9 protein-coding genes are annotated in these 11,935 nt (G+C 43.1%); all 9 read right to left on the reverse strand.

The window, feature by feature from the left end; translation table 11 throughout:
- Positions 1 to 151: 151 nt before the first annotated feature.
- The gene (ptsP, locus tag NST85_RS22260; RefSeq protein WP_341190448.1) at positions 152 to 1,864 is read right to left on the reverse strand and encodes a phosphoenolpyruvate--protein phosphotransferase; all 1,713 of its coding nucleotides are present in this window, start codon (positions 1,862 to 1,864) and stop codon (positions 152 to 154) included.
- A complete protein-coding gene (locus tag NST85_RS22265; protein ID WP_127194656.1) occupies positions 1,857 to 2,132 on the reverse strand; it encodes an HPr family phosphocarrier protein in 276 nt (91 codons plus the stop codon). The genes ptsP and NST85_RS22265 overlap by 8 nt, the downstream gene beginning before the upstream one ends.
- A gap of 137 nt (positions 2,133 to 2,269) precedes the next feature.
- Complete coding sequence (ptsG, locus tag NST85_RS22270) at positions 2,270 to 4,327, reverse strand: glucose-specific PTS transporter subunit IIBC (protein ID WP_341190449.1); 2,058 nt, start codon at positions 4,325 to 4,327, stop codon at positions 2,270 to 2,272.
- A 231-nt stretch (positions 4,328 to 4,558) separates the two neighbouring features.
- Positions 4,559 to 5,404, reverse strand: coding sequence for a glucose PTS transporter transcription antiterminator GlcT (gene glcT / locus NST85_RS22275; protein ID WP_341190450.1), 846 nt, complete (start codon positions 5,402 to 5,404; stop codon positions 4,559 to 4,561).
- Positions 5,405 to 5,612: 208 nt separating this feature from the next.
- Positions 5,613 to 7,094, reverse strand: a complete 1,482-nt coding sequence (locus tag NST85_RS22280) for a flotillin family protein (RefSeq protein WP_246054413.1) — start codon at positions 7,092 to 7,094, stop codon at positions 5,613 to 5,615.
- A 66-nt stretch (positions 7,095 to 7,160) separates the two neighbouring features.
- Positions 7,161 to 7,703, reverse strand: coding sequence for a protease (locus NST85_RS22285; RefSeq protein WP_127194659.1), 543 nt, complete (start codon positions 7,701 to 7,703; stop codon positions 7,161 to 7,163).
- 210 nt (positions 7,704 to 7,913) lie between these two features.
- The gene (locus NST85_RS22290) at positions 7,914 to 9,077 is read right to left on the reverse strand and encodes an iron-containing alcohol dehydrogenase (RefSeq protein WP_341190451.1); all 1,164 of its coding nucleotides are present in this window, start codon (positions 9,075 to 9,077) and stop codon (positions 7,914 to 7,916) included.
- Between the two features lie 282 nt (positions 9,078 to 9,359).
- Complete coding sequence (locus tag NST85_RS22295) at positions 9,360 to 10,931, reverse strand: UDP-glucose--hexose-1-phosphate uridylyltransferase (RefSeq protein WP_341190452.1); 1,572 nt, start codon at positions 10,929 to 10,931, stop codon at positions 9,360 to 9,362.
- Positions 10,932 to 10,945: 14 nt separating this feature from the next.
- Entirely contained in the window at positions 10,946 to 11,935 is a 990-nt protein-coding gene (gene galE / locus NST85_RS22300; RefSeq protein ID WP_341190453.1) for a UDP-glucose 4-epimerase GalE, read from the reverse strand.

Raw genomic sequence — 11,935 nt, forward strand, 5'->3', positions numbered from 1 at the left:
CCCACTTAATGCAAAAAATAAACCCTTTATACACCACCAACACGAAGATTTGTGGCCTATCATACAAAAAACCGGCACCCTAAGGCACCGGTTAACAAAATATTTCTTGGTAAAAGATGATTTGGTCTCGTAAAGACGACCTCCAATAAAATTAGGCTTTAATATTACGAACCAATTGAACAACTTCCTCAGCCGTCCCAAGTTGTAATGCTTCCACCGCTAACTTCTGCATATCCGCTTTGGACAGTTTAGCTATTTGTGAACGAGCTGGGAGAATCGATGTTGCACTCATACTAAACTCATCTAGACCTAGACCAAGCAGAAGAGGAATAGCTGTAGCATCGCCTGCCATTTCACCGCACATTCCCACCCAACGTCCTTCTTTGTGAGCGGCATCTATCACCATTTTTACAAGCCGTAGAATCGCTGGATTATACGGTTGATACAAATAGGATACACGTTCGTTCATTCGGTCAGCAGCCATCGTATATTGAATCAGGTCATTCGTTCCAATGCTGAAGAAATCAACTTCCTTAGCAAATTGATCGGCTAATACAGCCGTTGAAGGAATTTCGACCATGATACCAAGTTGAATCGTATCAGAAATGGTTACGCCTTCGCTTTCCAGATTTGCTTTCTCTTCTAAGAGTAAAGCTTTTGCTTGCCGGAATTCATCAAGCGTAGCGATCATCGGGAACATAATACGTAGGTTACCATATACACTCGCTCTTAGTAATGCACGCAGTTGTGTACGGAAAATATCCTGACGCTCCAAGCAAAGACGAATGGCACGGAAACCTAGAAACGGATTCATTTCTTTTGGCATATCCAGATAAGGTAGTTCTTTATCGCCACCGATGTCAAGAGTCCGCACTACAACAGGTTTTCCTTCCATTTTTTCTAATACGGTTTTGTAAGCATTAAATTGAACTTCCTCCGAAGGCAGCTCAGTACGTCCCATATATAAAAATTCCGAGCGGTACAGACCTACACCTTCGCCACCATTCTCCACAACACCTGTTACATCATTTGGAGTTCCAATGTTAGCTGCCAGTTCGACATGCACACCATCGGCTGAAGTAGTAGCTACTCCTCGAAGTTGTTTCCATTCTTCAATTTGTTGCAAGTGTTTATCCCGTTTTTCCTTATACTCTTCCACCAAGTCTGAAGTAGGATTAATAATGACTTTGCCATCCAGTCCATCAACGATGATTAAATCGCCATTTTTCACTTGACCTAATACTTCCTTTGTACCCACAACAGCAGGAATTTCAAGGGATCTGGCCATGATGGCTGAATGTGAGGTTCTACCTCCAACATTCGCTGCAAAACCTTTTACATATTTACGATTAAGTTGCGCCGTATCCGAAGGTGTTAAGTCCTCGGCAATGACGATAACTTCCTTATCGATCTCCATTGGATTAACATAAGTTAACCCTAGCAGATGAATTAATATCCGTTTAGTAATATCGCGCATGTCTACAGCGCGTTCACGGAGATATGCACTCTTCATGTTCTCAAACATAGCAATAAACTCTTGCGCAGTTACATTCATGGCATATTCGGCACTGACTTTCTCCGTAGTGATTCTATCACGTACTGTAGTAATTAAATCGGGATCGTTGAGGATTAGCAAATGTGATTCGAAAATCTCAGCCTTCTTCTCGCCAAGTTCTTGAAGCGTACGTTCTTTGATATTCTCGAGCTCCTGCTGTGATTTACTTAGAGCCTCATCTAACCGAATAAGCTCAGCTTCTGGGTCCGAGACTTCACGGTGATGTACCGTGAAGTCTGGATTCTCCAATATGAAAGCAGGCGCAATGGCTACACCTGGAGATGCAGCAATTCCGTCTATTTTAAGCATCTACTTCGCCTAACCCTTCTTTAACCATCACATCCGTAAGTGCTTGAAGAGCCTCTGCTGCATTCTCTCCTTGGACAGACAGTGTAATGTAATCACCTTTTTCCAAACCTAGAGATAGAACTCCCAAGATTGATTTTAAAGTCACCTTCTTACCATTTGCTTCTGCAAAGGATTCGGCCCCTTTAAATTTGTTAGCTGTGTTCACAAGTGCTGTAGCTGGACGTGCATGTATACCATCTTCATCTGAAATTCTGAATTTTGTTTCCATTTAAATTCAACTCACTTTCTATATTTTTGTTGTTTTTTTGTTGGACTGATTCTCAAATCCTGTAGATACCGAAATTGACTATCGTCATTTTTCATTCGACATCTTCAACTTCTAAGATATTTATTTCCAATTCTCTCTTAGGATATCGTGATGATATCCCCTTCACCACTCTTTAATAGCCCTGTTTTGTTTAACTTTACAACAGAACCTTCCGGGAGGTTAGAGAAAATAATTGGTGATATTATAGACGGTGCATGCTCTTTCACATAGTCAAGATCTACTTCCATGATCGGTTGACCAGCAGCGATGAGATCTCCCTCTTTGACTAGAACAGTAAAGCCTTGTCCTTTCAATTTTACCGTATTAACACCGATATGCACTAGCACTTCCTTGCCGCCATCAGACATTATGCCGATCGCATGCTTGATAGGAAATACGTTAAACACCTTACCATAGACTGGAGAACAGATAACCCCATCATGTGGCAGAATAGCAAATCCGTCTCCGGTCATTTTTTCTGAAAATACCGGGTCAGGAACTTTGGTAATATCCATGATTTCACCATTTACCGGCATGACAATATCCTCATGGATAATAGCATCTCCATCTTGTGCCGCCTGTTGTTCCACAATTGCAGCTTTCTCCACGGTTGGTACCGGAGCTGCTGGTGTATTACCGTTCATTATATCAGCAATTTGCGATTTAATCGTATCCGATCGGGTACCAAATATCGCTTGGATATTGTTACCGACTTCAAGAACACCTGAAGCACCTAGTTTCTTAAGTCGATCCTTGCTGACATTTCCTTTATCCTTCACTTCTACCCGAAGGCGAGTGATACAGGCATCTAGATGTGCTATGTTGTCTTTCCCGCCAAGTGCGTCCAAAATATTATGCGGCAACTCATCTTTAGTAACTCCTGCGCCTTGTTGTGAACTCTCCTCTTCCGTACTTGGTTCTTCTCGACCTGGTGTCCTTAAGTTAAACTTGCGGATAACAAATCGGAAACCGAAGTAGTAAATCACGGCGAGAATCAGCCCAACAATGATGACATTCCACCAAGGCGTTCGATTCGGGATAACACCAAAAATCAAGTAATCGATCAAACCTCCAGAGAAAGTCATACCAATCTTGACGTCTAAGATATGCATCATCATAAAGGACAAACCTGCAAATACACAATGTACTGCAAATAGTAGTGGCGCCACAAACAAGAAGGAAAATTCTAGCGGCTCTGTGATCCCAGTTAAGAATGAGGTCAATGCCGCTGAACCCATAATACCCGCCACATACTTCTTATGTTCAGGTCTTGCTTCATGGTAAATGGCTAAAGCCGCTGCTGGCAACCCGAACATCATAAATGGGAACTTACCCGTCATGAACGTACCGGCTGAAAAAGGAACACCGTCACGGAGCTGAGCCATAAAGATCTGCTGATCTCCACGTACGATTTCACCCGCCTTGTTCACATATTCTCCGAACTCAAACCAAAACGGTGAGTAGAAAATATGATGAAGACCAAATGGAATCAGAGCACGTTCCACCATTCCAAATACGAGCGCCGTCAATGTCCGGTTCTGCTCTAGCATGAAATGAGAAGCCGTATTTAGTCCCGATTGTATCGGTGGCCAAATGAGGACCATTAGCAAACCAAGCAAAACGGAGGTTGCTGCAGTCATAATCGGTACAAACCGTTTTCCTGCAAAGAAACCTAAATAGGACGGCAATTCAATTTTGAAGAAGCGATTGTACATGCTCGCCGCCAATATCCCGACAATAATACCACCAAACACACCAGTTGCAAGTGTCGGAATACCAAGGACGTTTGCATAAGCTGGATCCGTACCAATCATGTCCGGCGTGACATTGATTACGGTTCCCATAGTTACATTCATAACAAGGTACCCGATAATAGCAGCCAATCCGGCGGCTCCATCGCCTCCTGCTAAGCCTAACGCAACACCAACAGCAAATAGTAATGCGAGGTTTGTAAATACGATTTGTCCTGCATTCATCATGACAGTAGCAACTAGTGAGACAGTGCTATTATCCAGTACAGGAACCAAATCTAGAAACTCTGGACTGACCAACATGTTGCCTATTCCCAGTAACAAACCGGCTGCGGGTAACAATGCGACAGGCAACATTAGCGCTTTTCCGACTCTTTGTAAAACACCAAAAAAACGTTTAAACATAGTATCCCCCTGTGTCGAATCTAAGAAGTAACAACAAAAAAAGCATAAGTCAAAAAATATTTTTTGATGTATACTCCTTGCCTACAGTTATAATACCCAGTAAACGGATCATACACTCAAAATACTTTTATCAACTCATGCCTGATCGAATCAGTCACACATTGTGATTGTTTTTTTGTTGTTTAATGTCTCAGATTATAGCAAACCTGCTAATCAAGCGCAAGTAAGTTATTATACATTTGTGTGAGCTACGCGATGTAAATGCATCGTTAAATAGCTGACTTCAGCAGGGTACACAGTTTTTTTTAATCGCTGTTCCATAACCTGTGTCAATTTCTTGGCAACCTCGTACAAGGTAGGATACTCCTGTTTAAGTAGACCTTCCAGCTTGTGAATTTCGCCAACTCTCTCTCCACGCCGGATCCTTTCAATTGCAAATCTCAAGTGAGTAAGGAGCCTTGAATAATCTAGAGAATTACGTTGGATAACCACGTCAAGCTCCTGTTCAACAATACAAACCAAGTCGGCGATAAGTTCGGCTTGCCCTCTTACCTCGCTGATATGGCGATTGGTCATCGCACTATTAATATGTAGTGCAACAAAGCCAATCTCATCATCCCCCAAATCCACCCCCATCTTTCTGCGGATTAGGTCAATAGCATATTCGGCTAATTCAAATTCAACTGGATAGATTTCTTTGGTCTCATATAGAAATGGGTTGTGTATAGCAATGTCCTGTTCAGCCCTCTTCAAAGCAAATGCAAGGTGATCAGTAAGCGCTATGTGGATATGCTCATTAAGCTCAGTCTGAGTTTTCTTGGATATATACATGATGACTTCTCCAATAACCTCAATTAACTTCTCATCTACCTGACGGACGAGTTGCTTATACTGTTCTTGTTCTTGCTGATTTTTCAGAATGAACATCTTCTCAACCAATTCTAGAGGAACAAAATCGTTGGACTTGCGATTAAACCCAATACCTTTTCCAATGACTACTACCTCGTCATGCTGGGGATGATTTGCAATGATAACGTTGTTGTTCAGCACCTTTGCGACTTGCAAGCTATTGCTCATAATTGCACCCTTTCTACCTGCAAAGTCCAATTCTTCTGGATCACTTATACTAATTATAAATGACCTTATTATCCTTACCAGTCGTTTATAACCGTAGAATACGAGCGCTAATCACCTAATCGGTGAGATGCTTAGCTTAGCAACGTAATCATATCAGAATTTACAGGGAAAGGGAGTTAAAGTCAAGCTTCATATGAGAACAAGTTTATTAATTTTCCTCTTTGATCACATTATTGTCTAAGACGATAGGTTCAGGTGTAGCAGTCATCTGCGGAACTGGAGCTATTGGACTACTCTTACCTTTAGTCAAACCCGTAATGAGCTTTTCAAGATCGATGCCCGATACACTCTTCAGCATCTCAGGAGCTGTCGCCATAAGCTCTGTAACATAGTTACTCACCCGGGCTGCTCCTTCACCTTTACCCGTGTCTACTACAGTTAACTTGTCAATAGAAGCGAGCGGAGTTGCGATTTTCCCAGCCAATTCTGGTAGCATTTTGACAACAATATCGAGAATAGCTGCTTCGCCAAATTTTTGGAAAGCTTCGGCTAATTTTTCCTTTGCTTCTGCTTCCGCAAGACCTTTCAAACGAATAATTTCAGCATCCGCTGTACCTTTCGCTCGCTCCGCATCCGCGACAGCGTTCCCGTCCAATCTCTTCTGTTCAGCCGAAGCACGTGCCTGTGTTTCAATAGAGTACTGAACCGCATCCGCTTCCCGCATTTTACGTGCCTTATCCGCTTCTGCCGCCTGCTCTACTGCATAACGATCGGCATCCGCCTTCTTCTTCACTTCTGCATCATATTGTTTCTCACGTACCATAATCTCTTTGGCTTGCAAGTCTATCTCACGTTCCTTACGAACCAATTCGACCTTCATCTGTTCTTCGACCACGATTTGCTTAGCACGTGCTTCTTGAATATGATAAGCCTGATCCGCTTCTGCCTTCGCGGTATCTTGATCTTTCTTAAATGAGGCTACTTTAAGTTCTTTTTCTTTCTCTGCTTCCGCGATATTCGTATCACGAAGGAGTTCCGCCTTCTGCCCTAGCTCTTCGGCTAATGCCTTCTTAATCCGCGAATCCCTTAATGCATCCGCTTCAGCAATTTCAGCATCCCGTTTCACTGCTGCAATACGCGGTTTACCCAGTGCTTCCAAATAACCATGTTTGTCGCGTACATCTTTGATTGTAAATGAGACGATCTGCAGCCCCATTTTCTTCAAATCGCGCGCTGCTACGCCCTGTACTTCTTGAGCAAATTTGTCCCGATTACGGTACACTTCCTCAACAGTCATAGAACCTAGAATCGAGCGAAGGTGTCCTTCCAGTACTTCCTGCGCTTCTCCCTTAACCGATTCAATCGGTTTACCCATGTACTGCTCAGCTGCTGTGACAACATCTTCTGTAGACCCACCGACTTTAATAATGGCTACACCATCCGCCGATACAGGAACTCCTTGCTCCGTGTAGACCTCGGGGGTCATTACATCTAATTTATGCGATAGGAGTGACATAAACTCAGCTCTTTGGAAAATAGGCCATATAAAAGCACCACCACCGCGAACAATTTTGATTTTGCGACCTGACTCATCATCAGAAATATTCTTGTTACCAAGGAATGAACCCGTAACTATCATTGCTTCATCCGGACTAACCGTTTTATACCGAGCCCAGAATGCAAGACCCATAATGATAATAACTACAATGACAATAACAGGGATTAATACAAAATCAGGAATATCAGCAAACGACAATTACACCATCTCCTTATTCTGTTCATCTTCATAAAGTTCTGACACATGTACAACGCCTTCTTTAGCATCCACCACAACCACTAACGTACCCACAGGAATATCGCGTTGATCCCAGCTAGCAGCTATATGTAACGTATTACCTGACACCAGCTTAACCATAACTTCACCATAACCTTGACTAGGAATAGGTACGGTCACCTCACCGAGCTTACCTGGAAGCTCAGCAACGGAGTATCCTGTTGAGTTCTCACTGTTCGCCATCGGCTTAACATAAGCGAAGTAAATGGCAACCGACAGGAATAGTGCAATAACGATCGATAACGTAATCACCATGGCGGCAACAAGATTAGTGTAATGACTCAGTAGAATACCAGCCCCACCGAATGTCGTAATAGCGGAAGCAGTGATTATCGGCTTAAAGAAATCAACCGAGAACACGTCAAATATGCCGTCTATCCAACTCCCAATCAAATCACCCAACACTACGCTCACTAATGCGAACAGGCTACCTCCAACCAAACAGCCCCAGAACAATGCTTCCATAACCGTTCCCCCCTTTCGGGCTGCCTATCTATTTAATACGTAATATTTACCATTTAGTTTCGTATTCTTTAATTTTCTGGCTTTTAATCCTGAGTTTTAATAATCATTATCTTCCCTTGAAATAGAACAGATCATTCTATCAAAAAAAAGACCCAATGGATGTTATCCATTGAGTCGTTATGCTGAGCGATTACACTTGGATGCCTAAACTTAAAGGGAACTCCGATAAATTTCAAGTACATCTTGCTTATTCAGTTTGGCGAAATTGCCAAACGGGCCGAAGCGAACAGCCTTATCTGCCATGGCCTCCAGTTTACTATCATCGATTTCATAATCCGCTAACCGGCTTGGAGCACCAATTGAATCCCAGAATGCCCGCAACGCCGCAATTCCTTCTTCAGCAATTTCTTGATCGGTTTTGCCATTTGTCTCAACACCAAATACATTTATAGCCAGACGTTTGAATCGAGCCACGTCATGATGCAAATTATGTCTCATCCAGTTCGGGAACAAAATAGCTAGTCCTCCACCATGTGGAATGTCATAGACCGCCGAGACGGCATGCTCAATATTATGTGTTGCCCAATCACCGCTAAGTCCCATATTTAACATACCGTTTAAAGCAAACGTACCACTGAGTAGAATCGTCTCACGATATTCATAATTTTCAAGATCAGCAATTAACTTAGGTGCCGTTTCGATGACAGTACGAAGTATCGCCTCACAGAATTCGTCTTGTACTAATGTATTGCTCTCTTTGTGGAAATAATGCTCGAAGACATGTGACATGATATCAACCATACCATAAACCGTCTGATCTTTCGGAAGTGAAAATGTGTGCTCAGGATCTAGAATAGAGAAAGCTGGATAAGCTAAAATGCTGCCCCAACCTAGTTTTTCTTCCGTAGCTTCATTAGAAATAACTGAGTTTCCATTCATTTCAGATCCTGTAGCTGCCATTGTCAGCACAGTTCCAAGTGGGAGGGCATTTTGAGGGATCGCTTTACGTTCGGCGAAATCCCACATGTCACCGTCATACTTAGCCCCAACCGCAATGGCTTTCGAGCAGTCAAGTACACTTCCTCCACCTACCGCAAGTACCAATTCTAACCCCTTGGATTTGCACAATTCTACCCCTTTGTGAACCGTAGATAGGCGTGGATTGGGTTCAACACCGGACAACTCTGTTACCTCTGTTCCGAGTTCTTGTAGGATTGAAATAACCTTATCGTATAGTCCGCTACGTTTGATGCTACCTCCCCCATAAACAAGGAGAACCTTACTTCCATAGTGTGGTACTTCCTTCTTCAACGCCTCTAGTTTACCCTTACCGAAGATCAGTTTCGTCGGATTAAAATATTCAAAATTATTCATTTTTAATTGCCTCCTGGCTGTATTATTCAACCTATAACTAAGTATTAGTCCTACTGTCATACTCCCCCCATTATACTGCGATTAGGTAAGTGAAAACAAACGAACTCTAGTATATAAAAATAGGATGTCCCAAAAGTTGGTTTATTACAAATGAGACATTCTCATCTTCAACTGAAACTTCTTAAAGAAAAAAATAGCAAGCCTCCAATAAAGCGGAGGCTTGCTATTTGACGTTGTATCACAGCGATTGTAGAAACGTTCCGTTCGTGGAGCGTCCGAATCCTATTCGTATCCAACTGACCGCAGAAACCGCCGGAATGCTTCCCTGCCTGTAGCATCCATTTTGAACACGCCTGCATGTCCTAAGATTTCTGCGAACTTAAGTCCCACTTCTCCACGAAGTAATTCTTCAGCATCTACAGTTGTGAGCGATGTACCAAAACGGTCCACCAATTCTTTGATCCAATCACCATGAACGGCCAAATGCGATCCAGCATTGGATATTACATCTTCATACAGCGCCTTGTCTCCGCTTAGTATTCCAGCAATATCAGCCAATTCTTCCTTAAGACGTCCTGGTAAGATTGCTAGCCCCATCACTTCAATCAAGCCGATATTTTCTTTCTTGATATGATGCATCTCCCGGTGAGGATGATAGATCCCTTCTGGATGCTCATCATTACACCGATTGTTGCGCAGCACGATATCCATTTCATATCCACCATCTGCTGCCCGGCGCATAATTGGAGTAACCGTATTATGTGGAATGGACTCCCCATTTTCCTGCGTGAAGGCGAGCACATTAGCGTCAGGATCACTGTACATCTTCCACTTTTCATACAAATCATCAACAGCATCAAGTACTACAGCTGGGTCATGTCCATTCAAACGCAACACAGTCATGGGCCATTTCACCATACTTACTGTAATACCTTCAAATTGCTTGTGTAGAAAACTAGCCTCGATTGGCGCCTTCTCCAGTGGGAACGTGTGTCTTCCCCCCTGAAAATGATCATGTGTCAAAATAGACCCGCCAACGATCGGTAAATCTGCATTAGATCCGATAAAATAGTGCGGAAATTGTGTAGTAAAATCTATCAGCCGTTTGAACGTATCTCTCGTCAGCTTCATTGGAACGTGATCATGGTGGAACACGATACAATGCTCGTTGTAGTACACGTAGGGCGAATATTGGAACAACCAAGGTTCCGCATTTAATTCAAGCGGAATAACCCGCAAATTTTGACGTGCCGGATGGTTAATCCGCCCCGCGTAGCCAACATTCTCCCGGCATAATTGACATTTTGGGTACACTGGTGGCGGTAGTAATTTGGCCATTGCTATTTCTTTTGGACTCTTCTCCGGCTTAGAGAGGTTAATGGTAATTTCCATATCTCCATAAGCTGTAGGCTGTTTCCAATATATATTATTGGCAACACGATCCATCCGAATATAATTACTACTTACGGAGAGCTTACAGAATTCATCCGTCGCTGCTTGAATTCCTTTTTCGCTTGTCGTCTTTCGGAAGGATGCAATGACCTCCGATGGTCGCGGAGTTAATAGACCCATAATCTTGGCATCCAGCAGATCCCGATACGTATCAGAGTTCTCTGGAATAAGTCCGATAGCAAACCCATAATTGATCAGCACTTCAAGAGGTTGCTGAGGGCCAGTCAAAGGCTCGAGCTCTACAAACTCCCCTATAAAAGGTTCATCCGAACCAAATAACTCTAGCAAGCGATTACGGGAATATTCAACGTCCCACCAATCGATTAAACCTTGTTCCAGTGCATAGTGAACGAGTCGCTCGATCGCTAGTAAAGCATCTTGTTTGTTACTCTCTGCCGTCACGTTCGTTCACTCCCTTAATTATCGTTATATCCGTTAGGATGATTATTATGCCATTCCCAAGCGCTGCGAATAATATCATCCAATTTATCCCGTTTAGGCAACCATCCTAGCACAGATCTAACCTTATCCGATGAAGCGATCAGCACAGCAGGATCGCCCGCACGTCGTGGACTAATGATCACAGGGAAATCTCTACCTGTCACATCGCGCACTTTGGAGATGACCTCTTTCACCGAGAATCCTTGCCCATTACCTAGATTGAACACATTACTATCTCCGCCGCCAATCAAATGTTCGACTGCTAGTAAGTGAGCATCTGCGAGATCACTTACATGAATATAATCGCGTACACAAGTACCATCCGGTGTTGGATAATCATCACCAAATACTTGAATAGATTCACGCTGGCCTAATGCAGCTTGTAGTATAAGAGGAATGAGATGAGACTCTGGCCGATGGTCTTCTCCGATGGCTCCACTTTCATGAGCCCCAGCAGCATTGAAATACCGTAATGCTACATATTTTATGCCAAGCACCTGATCGAACCAAGCCATCATCCGCTCCATGGTCAACTTCGTTTCACCGTATACATTTGTTGGATGAGTAGGATCTGTTTCTTCGATTGGCACTTTGTCTGGTTCACCATAAGTTGCTGCCGTTGAAGAGAAGACAATTTTACGTACATTTGCAGCATCCATCGCTTCTAGCAAGCAAAGCGTTCCATATACGTTGTTATCGTAATATTTAACTGGATTCTGCATGCTTTCACCTACTAGAGAGTTAGCGGCAAAGTGAATGACCGCTTCAATCTCATTCTCAGCAAATAACTTAGCAAGAAGTTCCTTATCCCGTAAATCTCCCTCATATAACTTACCGCCAAGTAAAGATTCCCGGTGTCCTGATTGCAAATTATCAATCACAACTACTTCTTTCCCCCGGTTTAATAGTTCCGCCACTGTATGGGAACCGATATAACCGGCTCCTCCTGTTACTAGAATCGCCAT

The sequence above is a fragment of the Paenibacillus sp. FSL K6-2524 genome, from assembly GCF_038005525.1.
Classification (GTDB): Bacteria; Bacillota; Bacilli; order Paenibacillales; family Paenibacillaceae; genus Fontibacillus; species Fontibacillus anaericanus.

Bases quoted from the DNA above. Each gene is read 5' to 3' on its own strand.
- NST85_RS22290 (WP_341190451.1), bottom strand. From the start codon at position 9,077: ATGAATAATTTTGAATATTTTAATCCGACGAAACTGATCTTCGGTAAG.
- NST85_RS22265 (WP_127194656.1), bottom strand. From the start codon at position 2,132: ATGGAAACAAAATTCAGAATTTCAGATGAAGATGGTATACATGCACGT.
- ptsG (WP_341190449.1), bottom strand. From the start codon at position 4,327: ATGTTTAAACGTTTTTTTGGTGTTTTACAAAGAGTCGGAAAAGCGCTA.
- glcT (WP_341190450.1), bottom strand. From the start codon at position 5,404: ATGAGCAATAGCTTGCAAGTCGCAAAGGTGCTGAACAACAACGTTATC.
- galE (WP_341190453.1), bottom strand. From the start codon at position 11,935: ATGGCGATTCTAGTAACAGGAGGAGCCGGTTATATCGGTTCCCATACA.
- ptsP (WP_341190448.1), bottom strand. From the start codon at position 1,864: ATGCTTAAAATAGACGGAATTGCTGCATCTCCAGGTGTAGCCATTGCG.
- NST85_RS22285 (WP_127194659.1), bottom strand. From the start codon at position 7,703: ATGGAAGCATTGTTCTGGGGCTGTTTGGTTGGAGGTAGCCTGTTCGCA.
- NST85_RS22280 (WP_246054413.1), bottom strand. From the start codon at position 7,094: ATGGGTCTTGCATTCTGGGCTCGGTATAAAACGGTTAGTCCGGATGAA.